The organism is Micrococcus sp. KRD077 (assembly GCF_017168505.1).
Classification (GTDB): Bacteria; Actinomycetota; Actinomycetes; order Actinomycetales; family Micrococcaceae; genus Micrococcus; species Micrococcus luteus.
Genome location: NZ_JABFAZ010000009.1, coordinates 13,468 through 31,282 on the forward strand (window position 1 = coordinate 13,468; position 17,815 = coordinate 31,282).

Here is a 17,815-nt window from a genome sequence, read left to right on the forward strand (position 1 = left end):
CCACTCACCGCACCGACTTCAGGCCAGGGCCGGCAGCATGAGCGGCCCGCCCCGGAAGAGAACGATAGGAAACCCTCGTGAAGGCACTTTCGCAGAACCGACGCCATCCCCTGATGGGGCTGGCGCTCCTCCTGCTGGGACTCCTGGTGACCGGCGGACTGTACTCCGTCGCGAGCACCGTGAACCAGGCGCAGGCGGCCACGCAGGTCACCGCGGCCGCCTCGGCTGATGACATCTCCGAGGGCGAGAAGCTCTTCAACGCGAACTGCGCCTCGTGCCACGGCACGGGTGCCGCGGGGGGTCCCTCCGGCCCGTCCCTGATCGGTGTCGGCGCCGCCTCCGTCGACTTCCAGGTGGGCACCGGCCGCATGCCGATGCAGATGAACGGCCCGCAGGCCCCGGCCAAACCGAACCAGTTCAACGAGGAGCAGACCGCTCAGCTCGCCGCCTACGTCGCCTCCCTCGGCGCCGGCCCGGCCATCCCAGAGGACGAGTACCTGGATGTGAACCACGAGGACGTGGACATCACCCGTGGCGGCGACCTGTTCCGCATCAACTGCGCCATGTGCCACAACGCGGCTGCGGCCGGCGGTGCGCTCACCCGCGGCAAGTACGCCCCGTCTCTGCAGGGCGTGGACGAGAAGCACATCTACGAGGCCATGGAGACCGGCCCGCAGAACATGCCGGTGTTCTCCGACTCGAACATCAAGCCCGAGGACAAGCGCGACATCATCGCCTACCTCAAGACCATCGAGAACCAGGGCTCCCCCGGCGGCCTCACCCTCGGCTCGCTCGGCCCCGTCTCCGAGGGCCTGTTCATCTGGACCGCGGGCCTGGCGCTGATCATCGGCTTCATGGTCTGGCTCACCAGCCGATCCTCCTGATCCCATCGGCGCAGGCGCGCCGACCACCCGTCATCGACATTCATCACTCGAGTAAAGGAAACAGGACATATGGGCGAGAAAGGCTTTGAAGGGACCGAGCACCGCTCGGGTTCCCTCGAGCACGCCGGCGAGGACGCGCCCCGGTACGCGATCGACAACCCGGGCCTGCCTCCGCACCGTCCGCGCCTGGCCGATGAGGATCCGAAGGCCGCGAAGCGCGCCGAGCGTCAGGTCTCGGTCATGTTCCTCATCTCCATCGTGGGCACGGTGCTCTTCTTCATCGGCTACTTCGGTGTGGGGCAGATCGGCAACGGTGAGGCGTTCAGCAAGATCTACCTGCAGAACCTGCTGCTCGGCCTGGGCACCGCCCTCGCCATGTTCGGCATCGGCATCGGCGTGGTGCACTGGGCCAAGACCCTGATGCCGGACCACGAGACCGTGGAGGACCGTCACGAGATCCGCTCGGAGGACGACCGCGTGGCCGCCACCGGGATGATCTCCGAGATCCTGGACGAGTCGCAGATCAAGCGCCGCCCCCTGCTGCGCAACACCCTGATCGGCGCCGCCCTGCTGGCCCCCCTGCCGTTCATCGCCGTGTTCCGCGATCTGGACGACTCGGACAATTTCTCGGACCAGGAGGCTCACAACTTCGGCCCTGAGCGTCTGCGCCACACCATGTGGGCCGAGGGCGTGCGCCTCGTGCGCGACCCCACCGGCTCCCCCATCAAGGCCTCGGACGTCACGCTCGGCTCCGCCGTGCACGTCATCCCCGACGGCCTGAACGACCTGGGCCCTGACAAGCTCAACCAGAAGGCCAAGGCCGTCGTCCTGCTCATGCGCCTCGACCCGGCCAAGGTGAAGATCACCCCGGGTCGCGAGGACTGGAACGTGGACGGGATCTTCGCCTACTCCAAGGTCTGCACGCACGTGGGCTGCCCGATCGCCCTGTACGAGCAGCACACCCACCACCTGCTCTGCCCCTGCCACCAGTCGACCTTCGACCTGACGCAGGAGTGCAAGGTCATCTTCGGCCCGGCCAGCCACGCGCTGCCGCAGCTGCCGATCACCGTGGACGACGAGGGCTACCTCGTGGCCCAGAGCGATTTCCATGAGCCCGTCGGGCCTGTCTACTGGGAGCGTGGCTGACACCTATGAGCACCACCGTGAATGAGTTCCAGCCGGCGACCACGACCGGCCGCATCGCCAACTTCGTCGACACCCGCATGGGCATGTCGCCGATCGTGAAGTTCTTCGGCCGCAAGATCTTCCCGGACCACTGGACGTTCATGTTCGGCGAGGTCGCCCTGTACAGCTTCGTCATCCTGCTGCTGTCCGGCGCGTTCCTCACCCTCTTCTTCGACCCCTCCATGTCGGAGGTCGTCTACGACGGGGCCTACGCCCCGCTGCGCGGCATCGAGATGTCCGCGGCCTACGCCTCGACCCTGGACATCTCGTTCGACGTGCGCGGCGGCCTGTTCATGCGCCAGCTGCACCACTGGGCGGCGCTGATGTTCGTGGCGGCCATGTCCGTCCACATGCTGCGCGTGTTCTTCACCGGCGCGTTCCGTCGCCCGCGTGAGCTGAACTGGCTGGTCGGCTGCTTCCTGCTGATGGCCGGCTGGGCCGCCGGCTTCACCGGCTACTCCCTGCCCGACGAGGTGCTCTCCGGCAACGGCCTGCGCATCATCGACGGCATCCTGAAGTCGCTGCCGCTGGTGGGCACGTACCTCTCCGCCTTCTTCTTCGGCGGCGAGTTCCCCGGCCACTCGGTCATCGGCCGCCTGTACGCCCTGCACATCATGATCGTGCCGGCCGCCATCCTGCTGCTGATCGGCATCCACCTGTTCATGGTCGTCGTGCACAAGCACACCCAGTACCCGGGCCCGGGCCGCACCGAGGACAACGTGGTCGGCTACCCGGTGGGCCCCGTGTACGCGGCCAAGGCCGGCGGCTTCTTCTTCATCGTGTTCGGTGTGCTCGCGCTCATCGCCTCCACGGTGACGATCAACGCCAACTGGAACTACGGCCCGTACGATCCGTCCCCGGTGCAGGCCGGCACCCAGCCCGACTGGTACATCGGCGTGTTCGACGGCGCCCTGCGCCTCATGCCGGGCATGATCGGCGACTACTCCTTCCTCTGGAACATCCCGATGCCGTGGGGCTCCTCGGTGTCCCTGCCCATGGGCGTGCTCGTGCCGCTGATCCCGGTCGGCGTCCTGCTCGTCGGCATGTGCACCTGGCCCTGGATCGAGCGGTGGATCACCAAGGACAACACTGAGCACCACCTGCTCGACCGTCCGCGCAACGCCCCGGCCCGCACGGGCATCGGCGTGGCCGCCGTCGTCTGGTACTGCGTCATGTGGGCGGCCGCGTCCTCGGACCTCATCGCCACCCACTTCCGCCTCTCCCTGAACGACGTGCTGTACGTGCTGCGCGCGCTGTTCTTCCTCGGCCCGGTGATCGCCTTCATCGTCACCCGCCGCATCTGCCTCTCCCTGCAGCGCAAGGACCGTGAGCTCGTGCTCCACGGCCACGAGGCCGGTGTCATCGAGATGTCCCCCGAGGGCGGCTTCCACGAGCGGCACCGTCAGCTCACCGACTACGAGCTGTACCGCCTGGTGTCCTTCGAGGATCGTCGCCCGGTGCCGGCCATCCCCGGCCGCAACGGCAAGGTGGGCATGCTGGAGAAGGCCCGTGCCGGCCTGAACCGCATGTTCTACCAGGATCGCGTCGCCCCGGTCTCCCGCGAGGAGCTGGTGGAGGCCCGCACCCACGGCCAGCACGGCCACGAGGAGCACCCCGTCGAGCTCGAGCACGGCTCGCACGCCCCTCACCTGGATCGCTGATCCCGAGCGGCTGATTCCCTGACGAAGGGCCCCACGCACCATGGTGCGTGGGGCCCTTCGACGTTCCCAGGGTGACCTCGAGGACGCGCTGCCCTGAGCAGCCCCGACGCCGCGGCGCGCATCGGCCCGCATGGACGGCGAAGGGTTCAGGCCCGCCGGTCCCGGGCCACCCCCGTGGGCCTGCCCAGCGTTTCCCGCCAGCCTGGGACGTGCCCGGCCCCTGCTGACGGCCACGTGCCCGGTTCCGGACTCCCAGGTGCCGCGGGCCCGTGCCCGACGGTGTGTCCTGGCGGCGGGGGCTGTCCCGGCAGGGTGGCCATCCGCCACCCCTGGGCCCCGAGATGGACGACGGCCCGGATGCAGGCCACGGCGTCACGGTCAACATGGTGGGCACCGGTGCAGAGCCAAGCCGTACTCCGCTGCACCGATGCACCGATGCACCGATGCACCGATGGTGATGATGAGGCCCATCGCCGCAACCACCGGCCAGCCCTTTCTTCCTGACCGAGGAGCTGTCGACAGTGCGTGGCAGGTGCCCGTGCGGACGCGGCCACGGGCTCTCCGGAGGCCGGGCCGGCCCCGCCCCCTCGGACGGTGCAGAGGGGGCGGAGGGGGCCTCGTCCGGCGCCCACCGAAAGTGTCACCCTCACCTCGCCACGTGGACCGTCACAAGCGACGGCCCTGCTGGCCTGCACCCCGTGCGACTCCCCTGCCCGGTCTCTACGTGACGAGGCTCGTTCCGGCCGCTGAGAGCGGCGTAGGAGTCGCGGGCACGGGCATCAACGGGACGCGCGACGGGACGGCCCATTCAAGTGCCGCCGCGGCACGCAGACGTCGTCATGGGCAGCGCGGTGAGGCGCTCCTGGCGCGCCGCTGACTCTGCGCGGCGGTCGATGCCCGGGCCTACGCAGACCACGAGACAGCGGGACGGGCCACCAGGCGAACCCTTCACCCGGGCACCACGCCTGGCCCCCGAGCGGCGAGTAGGCCGGTCGCCGTGACCGGCCCCGCGGCGCAGGAGCTGGCTGCCCGCGACGGCGCCGTGTCGCTCCGCAGCACACGCGGCATGAAAACGCCGCAGGCCGGACCCCAAGGGGTCCGGCCTGCGGCGTTCGACGACGGTCGGGTCAGTGGGCGTACTTGCCCCGAGAGAACTCGTAGACCCACCCGAAGGTGAAGTAGGCGCCCGCGATGACGCCGATGATGAAGATCCACCAGCCGACGGCCAGACCGGTCACGATGATCGCGCAGGCCAGGCCGAGGCCCAGCGGCCACCAGCTCCAGGGAGCGAAGGTGCCGTAGGTGCCGGCGTAGTCGGCGATCTGGCCGTCCGCATCATCGGCGGGCCCGACGCCGTACTTCCGCTCGGTGACGTTCAGGTACCACGCGATCATCCAGGACATCCCGCCCACGGCGTAGATGGCCGGGATGCCTGCCCACTCGGTCCACTCGACCCAGAACCCGTAGAGGGTGGCGGCTGCGATGAAGAACAGGCCGATGATCCAGAAGATGTTGGCTGCGACCTTCACTGGGCGACCTTCTCTCCGAAGGCCTCAGACGTGTTCTGAGGCGAGTGCGGGAAGAGCTCCGGGTGGTGCAGATCCAGCGCCGGACGCTCGGAGCGGATGCGCGGCAGGGAGTGGAAGTTGTGCCGCGGCGGCGGGCACGAAGTGGTCCACTCGAGCGAGGCGCCGAAGCCCCACGGGTCGTCCACGGTGACCTTCTTGCCATAGCGCGAGGTGATGTAGACGTTCCAGAAGAACGGGATCAGCGACGCGCCGAGAACGAAGGAGAACACCGAGGAGAACGCGTTCATCGCCTGGAAGCTGTCCTCCACCATGTAGTCCGCGTAGCGACGGGGCATGCCGATGACACCGAGCCAGTGCTGGATCAGGAACGTGCCGTGGAAGCCCACGAACAGCATCCAGAACTGGATCTTGCCGAGACGCTCGTTCAGCATCTTGCCGGTGAACTTCGGCCACCAGAAGAAGAAGCCGGCGAACATCGCGAACACCACGGTGCCGAAGACGACGTAGTGGAAGTGCGCCACGACGAAGTACGTGTCGGACACCTGGAAGTCCAGGGGCGGCGACGCCAGGATGACGCCGGTCAGGCCACCGAACAGGAAGGTGACCATGAAGCCGAGCGTCCACAGCATCGGGGTCTCGAAGGTGATCGAACCGCGCCACATGGTGCCGATCCAGTTCACGAACTTCACGCCGGTCGGGACCGCGATGAGCATGGTCATTACGGAGAAGAACGGCAGGAGCACGGCGCCGGTCACGTACATGTGGTGCGCCCACACCGTCACGGAGAGCGCGGCGATCGCCGTCGTCGCGAACACGATGGACTTGTAACCGAAGATCGGCTTGCGGGAGAACACCGGGATGATCTCCGACACGACGCCGAAGAACGGCAGGGCGATGATGTACACCTCGGGGTGGCCGAAGAACCAGAAGAGGTGCTGCCACAGGATGGCGCCGCCGTTCTCCGGGTTGAAGATGTGGCCGCCGAAGCGACGGTCCAGGCCCAGCGCGAAGAGCGCGGCGGCCAGCGGCGGGAACGCCATCATGATCAGGATGCCGGTGATGAGCGTGTTCCACGTGAAGATCGGCATGCGCCACATCGTCATGCCAGGAGCACGCATCGTCAGGATCGTGGTGATGAAGTTGACGCCGCCCATGATCGTGCCGAAGCCCTGGAGGACCAGACCGAACACCCAGAGGTCACCGCCGACGCCCGGCGAGTACGTGGTGTTGGAGAGCGGGGCGTAGGCGAACCAGCCGAACGAGGCCGCACCCTGCGGGGTGAGGAAGCCGGCGGTCGCGATGAGCGAGCCGAACAGGAAGAACCAGAACGCCAGGGCGTTCAGACGCGGGAAGGACACGTCCGGAGCGCCGATCTGCAGCGGCACCAGCACGTTGGCGAAGCCCACGAAGAGCGGGGTCGCGAACATGAGCAGCATGAGCGTGCCGTGCATGGTGAACAGCTGGTTGTACTGCTCCTTCGTCTGCAGGATCTGCATGCCGGGCTCGAAGAGCTCCGCGCGGATCATGAGGGCCATGACGCCGCCGATGCAGAAGAAGATGAAGGACGTGATCAGGTACATGTACCCGAGCACCTTGTGGTCGGTCGTCGTCAGCCAGCTGACGACGATCTTGCCCAGCGAACGGGGCACCACACGAGGCTGCGCCTGTGAGCGCACCTCATCCGTTGCGTACTCGTAAGTGGTCATCAGTGGCTACCTCCACCGCGGGGGGTCTGGAGATCGCGCTCCATCGTCCCGGCGCCGTCAGGGTTGTTGTTGGGGTTGCGGCTGTACTCTTCGCCCACCTGACCCGGCTCCATCTCCTCGAGGCGGTCCACGAACTCGGCCTCGTCCACGACCTCGACGTTGAAGAGCATCTCGGAGTGGTACTCGCCGCACAGCTCGGCGCACTTGCCGTCGTAGCTGCCCAGCTCCTGGGGGGTCAGGTAGAGGTGGTTGGTCTTGCCGGGGATCATGTCGCGCTTCTGGAGGAACTGCGGGATCCAGAAGGAGTGCGCCACGTCGCGGGACTTCAGCTCGAAGTGCACCGGCACGTCGTTCGGCAGGTACAGGACCGGAAGGGTGTCACGCACGCCCTCGGTGCCGTCCAGCTGGGCCTGGATGCCGGAGTAGTGGGCCTCGATGACCTCGCCGTTCTCCTGCTCGTAGGAGTAGTTGAAGTCCCAGGACCACTGCTTGCCGTACACGGTGACGGTCAGCGGCGAGTCGTCCACGGGGCGGTCGACCTCGGTCTGGACGCGGTCGGTGAAGCCCCAGAGGGTGAAGACCGTCAGGATCGGGATGGCCGTGAACATGGTCTCGAGCGGCACGTTGTAGGCCGTCTGCTTCGGGAAGCCCTGGTCGTTCTTGCGGCGGCGGTAGGCCACCATGCACCAGATCATGGCGCCCCAGACGAGCAGGCCGACGACCATGGCCGCGATCCAGGAGTTCACCCACAGGTCGGTGAGCTGGGCGTTGTGGTTGGTGGTGTCCCGGGTGCCGGGGTACCAGCCGCGCTGGACCTCTGCCGAACAGCCGGTCAGCACCAGGAGCGCCGTGGTGCCCACGGCACCGGCGGTCCAGCGGCGGCGAGTCCGACGTCCGGCGTCATTCTGTGCTCTCACAGACGGCCTTCCTCTTCATCTCGTGTGCGAGGGGCGTCCCCGCTCCCCCGGCGATTCGGCGACTTCTCGCAGCGTCCTCGCAGGGAGCACGGGTATGCCCTGATGATTCAGAGCCAGTCTACGCCGAAACGCGCGGATTCTCCGCACCGTGACACGTGCCGATCGTGTCTGGGAGTCGGGTCCGAGCATCCTGGGCACGGTGCCCGGGCACGACGACGGCGGGCCGACCGAGGCCGACCCGCCGGTTCGTGGTCCGAGGCGCTCCGGGCGCCCGCAGATCAGTGGAAGGAGTCGCCGCAGGCGCAGGAGCCGCCCGCGTTGGGGTTGTCGATCGTGAAGCCCTGCTTCGAGATGGTGTCCTCGAAGTCGATGGTCGCGCCCATGAGATAGGGCACGCTCATCTTGTCGACGATCACCTCGACCCCGTCGTAGTCACGGACGGTGTCGCCGTCGAGGACGCGCTCGTCGAAGTAGAGCTGATAGATCAGGCCGGAGCAGCCGCCCGGCTGCACGGCGACGCGCAGCCGCAGGTCCGTGCGACCCTCCTGCTCGAGCAGCGAGCGCACCTTGCCGGCCGCCACGTCGGTCAGCTCGACCTCGTGCGGGGGCAGGCCCTCGGCGTCCTGGGTTGCGCCGATCTCGACGCCGGTCTCCTCTGCGGACAGAGCCATCGTGACCTCCTCAGATCATGGGGCGCGGACGGGGCCGTCACGCGCGTGTGGTCTCCCGGGCAACACTAGCCGCCCACGGGGCATTCCCGGCCCGCCGCACCGACGGGCCGGGCGGCGCTCACGCGGAGAGCCGCGCGAGCCAGAGCGCCTCGGCCACGACGGCCCGCTTGAAGTCGTCGATGTGCAGCGACTCGTTGGCCGAGTGCGCCCGCGTGTCCGGGTCCTCCACGCCCGTGATGAGGAGGGTGGCCTCCGGGAAGACCTCGGCGAGGTCCGCGGTGAACGGGATGGAGCCGCCCATGCCGATCGCCCGGGGCTCGACGCCCCAGGCGTCCTCCAGGGCGGCCATCATCGCGGCCGCGGCGGGGGCCGAGGTGTCCGTCGTGAACGGCTGACCGAACTCCCCCTCGGTGACCGTGATCTCCGCGCCGAGCACCGCCGCGGACTGCGCCTCCAGGTGGGTGCGCAGCGCCTCGAAGGCCTCCGCGGGCTCCATGCCGGGGCCCAGGCGCAGCGAGAACTTCGCGCGCGCCGCGGGCTGGATCGTGTTCGAGGACTCCGCGACCGAGGGCGCGTCGATCCCGATGATGCTCAGCGCGGGAGCGTTCCACAGCCGGTCCGCGACCGGGCCGCGGCCGGCCAGGGTCACCCCGTCCAGCACGCCCGCGTCCGCACGGAAGACGTCCTCGGGGTAGTCCAGGCCCGCGGTCTGCCGCGGCTCGAGGCCGGGCACGGCGACCGCGCCGTCCGCGTCGTGGAGCGTGGCGATCAGCCGCGAGAGCAGGACGACGGCGTCCAGGACCGGCCCGCCGAACATGCCGGAGTGCACGGCGTGGTCGAGCACCCGGACGGTCACCGTGCCGTCCACCAGCCCGCGCAGGGAGGTGGTCAGCGCGGGCTCCCCCACAGCCCAGTTGGACGAGTCCGCGACCACGATCGCGTCGGCGTCGAGGCGCGCCCGGTGCTTCTCCAGGAAGGTGCGGAAGGTGGGCGAGCCGGCCTCCTCCTCGCCCTCGATGAAGACGCGGACGCCGACGCCGGCGTCGGGCAGGACGTCCCGCAGGGCGGCGAGGGCGGCGAGGTGGACCATGATGCCGGCCTTGTCGTCGGCGGCGCCGCGGCCGTACAGCCGCCCGCCGCGCTCGGTGGCCACGAGCGGCGGGGTGTCCCAGAGGTCCTCGTCCCCGATCGGCTGCACGTCATGATGGGCATAAAACAAGACAGTGGGCTTGTCAGAGGTGCCGGGCTTCTCGCCGATCACCGCCGGCCCGCCGGGCCGGTCGTCGTCGCGGATCTCGGACACAATCTCTACATCCTGCAGGCCCGCCTCGCGCAGCAGGCCCGCGACGGCCTCCGCGGACCGCTCGAGCTGGGCGCGGTCCGCGGAGTCCCAGGCGATGCCCGGGATCGCCACGAGGTCGGTGAGGGTCTGGAGGGTCGTCAGGAAACGGGCCTCGACGGCCTCACGGACGGCGGAGACGAGGGCCGCGTCCTGCGGCGCACGGGAGGTGATGTCAGTCATGACGGCCAGCGTAGACGGCGGCCGGGCCGAGGGCCGCGCCTCCGGCCAGGCCGGACGCGCCCCACCACTAGACTGGACGGGTGTTCAAGCGAGACAAGACCCCCGAGACCGCGCCCGCCCCCTCGACTCACGGCTCCTCGGCCGCTCCCGCCGAGGGCGCCGCCGTGGCCGAGGCCGGGCCGCGCGACCGCTCGCAGGGCAAGAAGGGCCCGACTCCACGGCGCCGCGACCAGGAGGCCGCGCGCCGTCGCACCCTGGTCCCCGAAGATCGCAAGGCGGCCCGCAAGGCCGAGCGTCAGGCGATGGCCCAGGAGCGGATGCGCCAGCGCGCCGCGCTGGAGACCGGGGACGAGCGCGGCCTCCCGGCACGCGACAAGGGACCGCAGAAGCGCTGGGTCCGTGACTACGTGGACGCGCGCACCGGCATCGGCGAGTGGCTCATGCCCGTCGTCTTCGCCTACGTCCTGCTCATGTTCATCCCCGGCCGCGAGGCGCAGCTGATCCTGATGATCAGCCTGTACGTCCTCGTGGCCCTCGTGCTCATCGAGAGCTTCCTGGTCAGCCGGCACATCAAGAAGGGCCTGACGGAGCGCTTCGGCACGCCGGAGCCCGGGACCGGCTTCTACGGCATCATGCGGGCCCTGCAGTTCCGCCGCCTGCGTCTGCCCAAGCCCCAGGTCAAGCGGGGCGAGTACCCCGCCTGACACGACACCGCGCCACGGCCCGGACCCCGGTGGGTCCGGGCCGTCGCGGCCCCGGCGAGCAGACCGTCAGCCCCGCAGGGACCGCGCCAGCCCGGCGGTGATCCGGCCGGCCCAGAACGGCCCCTCGTAGAGGAACGCGGTGTAGCCCTGGACGAGGTCCGCGCCCGCGTCGAGCCGGGCCTGGACGTCGTCGGCGTCCGTCACCCCGCCCACGCTGACGACGGCGGTGCCCGTCGGCAGCGCCGTCCGCAGGACCTCCAGCACCCGCCTCGACCGCTCCTGGAGCGGGGCGCCGGACAGGCCGCCCGCGCCCAGGGCGTCCACGTCGGCACGCGGGGTGCGCAGGCCCTCCCGGGAGACGGTCGTGTTGGTCGCGATGACGCCGTCGAGCCCAAGGCGCTCGGCGAGCGCCCCGACGGCGCGCACGTCGTCGTCCGCCAGGTCCGGGGCGATCTTCACGGTCAGCGGCACGCGACGGTCCGGGACCGTACGGTCGGCCTCCTCGCGCACCGCCGTGAGGATCGGCTCCAGCGCGTCGATCTCCTGCAGCTGGCGCAGCCCCGGCGTGTTCGGCGAGGACACGTTGACCGTCAGGTAGTCGGCGTGGGGCGCGAGCAGGCGGGTCGAGGCCCGGTAGTCGTCCGCCGCGTCCTCGAGGGGGACCACCTTGGTCTTGCCGATGTTCACGCCCAGGACCGGCCGGGCCGGGCCGAAGCGGCGCTCCAGTGTCTGCCGGGTCCGCGCCAGGCGGGGGGCGACGGCCGCCGCGCCGTCGTTGTTGAAGCCCATGCGGTTGACCAGCGCCCGGTCGTCCACGAGACGGAACAGTCGCGGTTGCGGGTTGCCGGGCTGCGGCTGCGCCGTGATCGTGCCGACCTCGATGTGGCCGAACCCGAGGTCGGCCAGGGCGGCGGTCCCCCGGCCGTCCTTGTCGAACCCCGCGGCCAGGCCGAAGGGCGTCGGGAACCGCAGGCCCATGACCGTGCGCGCGAGCAGCGGGTCCGGGCGGAAGGCGGCGCGCAGGGCGGCGGACGCCCCGGTGCGCTCGACCAGCCGGATCGCGTCGAAGCCCCGATGGTGCGCCTGCTCCGCGTCCATGCCGCCGAACACGGCACGGAAGAAGGGCGGGTACAGGCGAGGCGCGCGGGAGGTCAGGATGCCGTCGACGGCGGACTTGGGATCAGGCAGCTGCATGCCCCCATCCTCGCACGGGCCTACCGCCCGCCCGGGGTCCTCCTACAGTGGTCGGATGGCCCGTGACCCGCTCCAGCCGCCGCCCCCGGACCCCTCCGCCCCGCACGGCGCACCCGCCGGCGGACCGACGGAGGAGGACACCCGCCCGTTCCTCGACGATCCGCCGGGCCTGGGCTGGGTCCCGGACGGGCTGCCGGGCTTCGAACGATGCACGCTCGGCCTCGACACCGATGAACAAGGACAGAACCTTGTCACAGTGGTGCGTCCGCGCACCGACGCCGCCCGTGACCCGGCCCGGCGACCCATCCTCTCGGTGCACGGCTGGAGCGACTACTTCTACAACGCCCCGCTCGCCCGCGCGTTCGAGGCCGCCGGCTACGCCTTCCACGCCGTCGACCTCCGCCACTACGGCCGCTCGCTGCGCGCGGGACAGACGCCCGGCTGGACGGACGACCTGGCCCGCTACGACGCGGACCTCGAGGCCGCGTTCGAGACCATCGCCCAGGACCACCCGCTGCCGCCCATCCTCATGGGACACTCCACCGGCGGGCTGATCGCCGCGCTGTGGGCGGACCGGAATCCCGGCCGCCTCGCCGCGCTCGTGCTCAACAGCCCGTGGCTGGAGATGCAGGGCAGCGCGGGGGTGCGCCTGCTGGCGAAGTCCATCGTGGGGCCCGTCTCCGCCATGAAGCCCTACGCCATGCTCACACTGCCGCGCATCGACCACTACTGGCGCACCCTCTCGGACCAGGCCGAGGGCGAATGGGACCTGCACCCGCTCTGGCGTCCCCCGCACGCGTTCGAGGTGCCGGCCGCCTGGCTGAGCGCGGTCCTCTCGGGGCACCGGGCCGTGGCCGGGCGGCTCCACGTCACCGTGCCGATCCTCGTGCTCGTCTCCGCGCGCGGGCATCGGGGCACGTCCTACGCCGAGGCGATGCTGACCTCGGACATCGTCCTGGACCCCGACGCCATGGCCCGCCGCTCCCTGCGGCTCGGCGACCGGGTGACCGTCCACCGGCTCCCCGACGCGCTGCACGACGTGTTCGCCTCCCCCGCGTCGGTGCGCGAGGCGGCCGGTGCCGCGACGCTCACGTGGCTGGGGGCCTACGCGCCGCCGTCGGCGTCCGAGGCCGAGTCCGGCGCGCCGGACGACGGCGCCGGCTGAGGGGTGTCCACGGCGCCGCCGTAGCGGCGGTCCCGTCGGGCGTAGGTCTCGACGGCGGCCCACAGGGTCCGCCGGTCGACGTCCGGCCACAGCACGTCCAGGAACAGCAGCTCCGCGTAGGCGGACTGCCACAGCAGATAGTTGGACAGGCGCTGCTCCCCCGAGGTCCGCAGGAACAGGTCCACGTCCGGGACGACGTCGACGTCCTGACCCGTGCGGAAACCGCGGTCGAGGTAGCGGGTGATGACGTCCTCGCTGATCTCCCCCGGCCGCATCCGGCCGGCCCGGACCTCTTCGGCGATCGCCTGGACGCCGTCCAGGATCTCGGCCCGGCTGCCGTAGTTCACGCACATGTGCAGGGTGGTGCCGGTGTTGTGGCGCGTGAGCTCCTCGGCCTCCTGCAGCTCCCGGATCACGGGGGTCCAGAGGCGCGGGGCCCGCCCGTTCCACCGGATCCGCACGTTCCACGAGTGCAGGGTGTCCCGCTGCCGGCGCAGCACGTCCCGGGAGAAGCCCATGAGGAAGCGCACCTCCTCCGCCGAGCGCCGCCAGTTCTCCGTGGAGAACGCATACGCGGACACGTGGCCGATCCCCAGCTCCACCGCCCCGGCGACGACGTCCAGCAGCGCCGCCTCGCCGGCCCGATGGCCCTCGGTGCGGGGCAGGCCGCGCTGGTTGGCCCACCGGCCGTTGCCGTCCATCACGATCGCCACGTGCCGGGGCACGAAACGCGGATCGATCCGCGGGGCGACCGCACCCGAGGGGTGCGGCGGCGGGGGCTGCGGGGCACGGTCGTCGCTCATGGTCTCCTCTCGACGCGCGGGGCGGGGAGGCCAAGGTTCTGGTCCAGGACGGACAGGGACACCAGGCGCCGCTCGGCGTGGAACTGCAGGTACGCCGCCACGATACCGGCCGCCTCGCGGCGGGCGGGGGCCCCGGAGGCGTCCGCGTTGGCCCAGTCCCCCGCCGCAAGGGCCGAGAGCAGATCGAAGGTCTCCGGGGCCGGGTGCGCGGCACCGGGTGGCCTGCACTCGGGACAGACAGCCCCGCCGAGGCCCACGTGCAGCGCCGTGTGCGGGCCGGGGGCGCCGCAGCGGGCGCACCGGTCGAAGGTGGGGGCCCAGCCGGCCTGGGCGAGCGCGCGCAGCAGGAACGAGTGCAGGATCAGGCGAGGGTCGTGCGCGCCACGGGCCAGCGCGGCCAGCGCGCCGTGGAACAGGCGGTACTGGGCGCGCCGACCGCCGTCGTCGACCGCGGGGACCCGCTCGACGGCCTCGGCGAGGGCGCCGGCGACGGTGTAGGCGTCGTAGTCGGCGGCCAGCATCGTCGCGTACGGGTGCAGCAGCTGCGCCTGGCTCACGGTGTGCAGCTCGCCCCGGCCGCGCGCGAGCTGGAGCGTGGAGTGCATGAACGGCTCCACCACCGAGCCCAGCCGGGAGGAGGCCTTGCGCACCCCCTTGGCCACGGCCCGGACCAGGCCGTGCTCGGGGGTGAGCGCCTCGACGATGCGATCGGCCTCCCCCAGACGGTGGGTGCGCAGCACGATCGCGTCGGTGCGGAACGAGTTCGCCGCGTAGCCGCCGTGCCGCGCACCCCGCCGGGAGGAGCCGGAGCCGCTCACGCGCGCAGGGCGCGGTTCACCGCGGACACCACGGCCTTCAGCGAGGCGGTGGTGGTGTTGTGGTCCAGGCCGACGCCCCAGAGGACACGGTCGCCCACGGCCGCCTCCACGTAGGCGGCGGCCATGGCCGCGCCGCCCTCGGACAGCGCGTGCTCGGAGTAGTCGAGCACGCGGACGTCCACGCCCTCCTCGCCGAGGATGCGCAGGAACGCGTCGATCGGGCCGTTGCCCTGCGCCGTGCGGGTCTGCGTGACGCCGTCGACCTCGAGCTCGGCCTCCATCCGGAACGCGCCGTCCTCGCCGGAGGCCGAGGAGACCGAGCGGAGCCGGTAGTGGCCCCACTGCGCCTCCGCCGCGTCGGCGGGCAGGTACTCGTCCTGGAACACACGCCACAGGTCGGCGCCGGAGACCTCGCCGCCCTGGGCGTCGGCCAGATCCTGGATGACGTGGGAGAACTCGATCTGCGCACGGCGCGGCAGGTCCAGGTTGTGCTCGGACTTGAGCAGGTAGGCGACGCCGCCCTTGCCGGACTGCGAGTTCACGCGGATGACGGCCTCGTAGGAGCGGCCGATGTCCTTCGGGTCGATGGGCAGGTAGGGCACGGCCCACGGGATGCCGTCCACGTCCGTGCCGGCCGCCTTGGCGTCGACCTCCATGGCCTCGAAGCCCTTCTTGATGGCGTCCTGGTGGGAGCCGGAGAAGGCCGTGAAGACGAGGTCACCGCCCCAGGGCGAGCGCTCGGGCACGGCCAGCTGGTTGCAGTACTCGACCGTGCGCTTGATGTGGTCCATGTCGGAGAAGTCGATCATGGGGTCGACGCCCTGCGAGTACAGGTTCATGCCCAGCGTCACCAGGTCCACGTTGCCGGTGCGCTCGCCGTTGCCGAACAGGCATCCCTCGATCCGGTCCGCCCCGGCCAGGTACCCCAGCTCGGCGGCGGCCACGCCCGTGCCGCGGTCGTTGTGCGGGTGCAGGGAGAGGAGGAGCGAGTCGCGGTGCTCCAGGTTGCGGTGCATCCACTCGATCGAGTCGGCGTACACGTTCGGGGTGGACATCTCCACCGTCGCCGGCAGGTTCAGGATCATCTTGCGATCGGTGGAGGCCTCCAGGACCGTGGCCACCTCATCCGAGATGCGCCGGGCGAACTCGAGCTCGGTGCCCGTGTAGGACTCGGGCGAGTACTCGTAGGTGATCTGCGTGCCCTTGAGCTGCTCCTCGAACTTCTTCACCAGGCGCGCGCCGGAGGTCGCGATGTCCACGATCCCGTCCTCGTCCTGCCGGAACACCACGCGGCGCTGCAGCACCGACGTCGAGTTGTACAGGTGCACGATGGCCCGGTCGGCGCCCTCGAGCGCCTCGAAGGTGCGCTCGATCAGGTGCTCACGGGACTGGGTGAGGACCTGGATGGTGACGTCGTCCGGGATGTGGTCGCCCTCGATGAGCTGGCGGACGAAGTCGTAGTCGGTCTGCGAGGCGGACGGGAAGCCGACCTCGATCTCCTTGAAGCCCATGCCGACGAGCAGCTGGAACATGCGCAGCTTGCGCTCGGGGCCCATGGGGTCGATCAGGGCCTGGTTGCCGTCGCGCAGGTCCACGGCGCACCACAGCGGCGCCTTCTCGATGACCTTGTCCGGCCAGGTGCGGTCCGGCAGGGCGACCTCGATCTGGTCCTGGAACGGGACGTACTTGTGGAACTTCATCCCCGACGACTTCTGCAGGTGGGCGCTCATGCGTGTTCTCCCTCGACGTGCGCGCGGCGGGCGCGCGAAAGGTGGATGGTCGGTGGCCGGGCCGGGAGGTCAGGGACTCCGCACGGGGTGTCCGGTCCGGTGGGAGGCGTCCTGCCTCCGCGTGCGCTCAGGCGGCGTGGATCACGGCCTGGCACGGGGACCCCGTGCGGCCGGGAAGTAGCAGGCGGGCCGTGGCCGGCGCTGTCGTCGCGAGGCGGAGGGACATGCCCCCGACCCTAGCACCGAGGTGGGCCGGGCCACAGGAGGCCGTCCCCGTGTGACGCACGACGACGGCGGCCCGCTCCGGCGCGTGCGCGCCCGGGCCGGGGCCTCCGGCTCAGAAGCCGAGTCGGCCGAGCTGTTTGGGGTCGCGCTGCCACTCCTTGGCGACCTTGACCCGCAGGTCCAGGTGCACCTTGGTGCCGAGCATGCGCTCGATGCCCGCCCGCGCCTGCGCGCCGATCTCACGCAGCCGGGAGCCGCCCTTGCCGATGATGATGCCCTTCTGGCTGTCCCGCTCGACGAAGACGTTCGCCCACACGTCCATGAGGGGCCGATCCGCGGGGCGGTCCTCGCGCAGGGACATCTCCTCGACCACCACGGCCACCGAGTGCGGCAGCTCGTCGCGCACTCCCTCCAGGGCCGCCTCCCGGATGAGCTCGGCGACCATGACCGCCTCCGGCTCGTCCGTGAGCTCGCCGTCGGGGTACAGGGGCGGCCCGGCCGGCAGCAGGCCCGCGAAGACGCCCAGGACGTCGTCGACCTGGTGGCCGGCCACCGCCGAGACCGGCACGACGGCCGCGAAGCCCTCCCCGCCGTTCTCCGGCCCGAGGACCTCGTCGCCCAGCGCGGTCACGGCCACGAGCTGCGCCATGAGCTGCTCCGGGCCCACCTTGTCCGTCTTGGTGACCACGGCGACCACCGGGGTGCGGTGCAGGTACGAGAGCTGCTGGGCGATGAACCGGTCGCCGGGGCCGATCGCCTCGTCGGCCGGCAGGCACATGCCCACGGCGTCGACCTCGTTGAGCGTCTCCGCCACGAGGTCGTTGAGGCGCTCGCCGAGCAGGGTGCGGGGCCGGTGCAGGCCCGGGGTGTCCACGAGCACGAGCTGGAAGTCCTCGCGGTGGACGATCCCGCGGATGGTGTGGCGCGTGGTCTGGGGCTTGGAGGAGGTGATCGCCACCTTCTCCCCCACCAGCGCGTTGGTGAGCGTGGACTTGCCGGCGTTCGGCCGGCCCACGAGCGAGACGAAGCCGGAACGGAAGCCGTCCGCGGCGCGGGCCGGATCGACGAGATCGGTCATGGGGTCATCCTTGTCAGGCGGGG

15 protein-coding genes are annotated in these 17,815 nt (G+C 70.7%); 5 read left to right on the top strand and 10 right to left on the bottom strand.

All coding sequences use genetic code 11. The annotated features are described in order from the left end of the window. Positions 1-77 precede the first annotated feature (77 nt). From qcrC to qcrB, 3 genes are all read left to right on the top strand, one after another. On the top strand, positions 78-884 hold the full coding sequence (gene qcrC / locus J1M39_RS02560; RefSeq protein ID WP_123243828.1) for a cytochrome bc1 complex diheme cytochrome c subunit: 807 nt from the start codon (positions 78-80) through the stop codon (positions 882-884). Between the two features lie 69 nt (positions 885-953). Further along, positions 954-2,030 carry a cytochrome bc1 complex Rieske iron-sulfur subunit gene (gene qcrA, locus J1M39_RS02565; RefSeq protein WP_069941590.1) on the top strand — a complete coding sequence of 359 codons (1,077 nt, stop codon included), beginning with the start codon at positions 954-956 and terminating at the stop codon, positions 2,028-2,030. 5 nt (positions 2,031-2,035) lie between these two features. Then, positions 2,036-3,730, top strand: coding sequence for a cytochrome bc1 complex cytochrome b subunit (gene qcrB, locus J1M39_RS02570; protein ID WP_069941591.1), 1,695 nt, complete (start codon positions 2,036-2,038; stop codon positions 3,728-3,730). A gap of 1,127 nt (positions 3,731-4,857) precedes the next feature. On the opposite strand, the gene J1M39_RS02575 is transcribed toward qcrB, so the two are convergent. The 5 genes from J1M39_RS02575 to J1M39_RS02595 all read right to left on the bottom strand — a co-directional run bounded on the left by J1M39_RS02575 (position 4,858) and on the right by J1M39_RS02595 (position 10,075). Next, positions 4,858-5,259, bottom strand: a complete 402-nt coding sequence (locus J1M39_RS02575) for a cytochrome c oxidase subunit 4 (RefSeq protein WP_036315109.1) — start codon at positions 5,257-5,259, stop codon at positions 4,858-4,860. Next, entirely contained in the window at positions 5,256-6,965 is a 1,710-nt protein-coding gene (gene ctaD / locus J1M39_RS02580; RefSeq protein ID WP_095346459.1) for an aa3-type cytochrome oxidase subunit I, read from the bottom strand. The genes J1M39_RS02575 and ctaD overlap by 4 nt, the downstream gene beginning before the upstream one ends. Continuing rightward, the gene (gene ctaC / locus J1M39_RS02585) at positions 6,965-7,882 is read right to left on the bottom strand and encodes an aa3-type cytochrome oxidase subunit II (protein WP_370448943.1); all 918 of its coding nucleotides are present in this window, start codon (positions 7,880-7,882) and stop codon (positions 6,965-6,967) included. The genes ctaD and ctaC overlap by 1 nt, the downstream gene beginning before the upstream one ends. A 278-nt stretch (positions 7,883-8,160) precedes the next feature. Beyond that, a complete protein-coding gene (gene erpA, locus J1M39_RS02590; RefSeq protein WP_002854644.1) occupies positions 8,161-8,553 on the bottom strand; it encodes an iron-sulfur cluster insertion protein ErpA in 393 nt (130 codons plus the stop codon). A 118-nt stretch (positions 8,554-8,671) separates the two neighbouring features. Continuing rightward, positions 8,672-10,075 carry a dipeptidase gene (locus J1M39_RS02595; RefSeq protein ID WP_206496429.1) on the bottom strand — a complete coding sequence of 468 codons (1,404 nt, stop codon included), beginning with the start codon at positions 10,073-10,075 and terminating at the stop codon, positions 8,672-8,674. A gap of 80 nt (positions 10,076-10,155) precedes the next feature. Here J1M39_RS02595 and J1M39_RS02600 point away from each other — a divergent pair, with 80 nt between their 5' ends. Then, the gene (locus J1M39_RS02600) at positions 10,156-10,779 is read left to right on the top strand and encodes a DUF3043 domain-containing protein (RefSeq protein WP_078025459.1); all 624 of its coding nucleotides are present in this window, start codon (positions 10,156-10,158) and stop codon (positions 10,777-10,779) included. A gap of 66 nt (positions 10,780-10,845) precedes the next feature. Here J1M39_RS02600 and J1M39_RS02605 read toward each other — a convergent pair whose 3' ends face one another. Next, positions 10,846-11,973, bottom strand: coding sequence for a quinone-dependent dihydroorotate dehydrogenase (locus tag J1M39_RS02605; protein ID WP_123243827.1), 1,128 nt, complete (start codon positions 11,971-11,973; stop codon positions 10,846-10,848). Positions 11,974-12,028: 55 nt separating this feature from the next. On the opposite strand from J1M39_RS02605, the gene J1M39_RS02610 reads away from it, so the two are divergent. Then, the gene (locus tag J1M39_RS02610) at positions 12,029-13,138 is read left to right on the top strand and encodes an alpha/beta hydrolase (protein ID WP_206495813.1); all 1,110 of its coding nucleotides are present in this window, start codon (positions 12,029-12,031) and stop codon (positions 13,136-13,138) included. Here the strand turns inward: J1M39_RS02610 and J1M39_RS02615 are convergent. The 4 genes from J1M39_RS02615 to era form a co-directional block, all read right to left on the bottom strand. Further along, complete coding sequence (locus J1M39_RS02615) at positions 13,078-13,941, bottom strand: isoprenyl transferase (RefSeq protein WP_152743873.1); 864 nt, start codon at positions 13,939-13,941, stop codon at positions 13,078-13,080. The two genes, J1M39_RS02610 and J1M39_RS02615, sit on opposite strands and share 61 nt — an antisense overlap. Then, entirely contained in the window at positions 13,938-14,759 is an 822-nt protein-coding gene (recO, locus tag J1M39_RS02620; RefSeq protein ID WP_206496430.1) for a DNA repair protein RecO, read from the bottom strand. The genes J1M39_RS02615 and recO overlap by 4 nt, the downstream gene beginning before the upstream one ends. Next, positions 14,756-16,489, bottom strand: a complete 1,734-nt coding sequence (leuA, locus tag J1M39_RS02625; protein WP_158183781.1) for a 2-isopropylmalate synthase — start codon at positions 16,487-16,489, stop codon at positions 14,756-14,758. The genes recO and leuA overlap by 4 nt, the downstream gene beginning before the upstream one ends. A 337-nt stretch (positions 16,490-16,826) precedes the next feature. Continuing rightward, positions 16,827-17,792 carry a GTPase Era gene (gene era / locus J1M39_RS02630; RefSeq protein WP_095346471.1) on the bottom strand — a complete coding sequence of 322 codons (966 nt, stop codon included), beginning with the start codon at positions 17,790-17,792 and terminating at the stop codon, positions 16,827-16,829. Positions 17,793-17,815 lie beyond the last annotated feature (23 nt).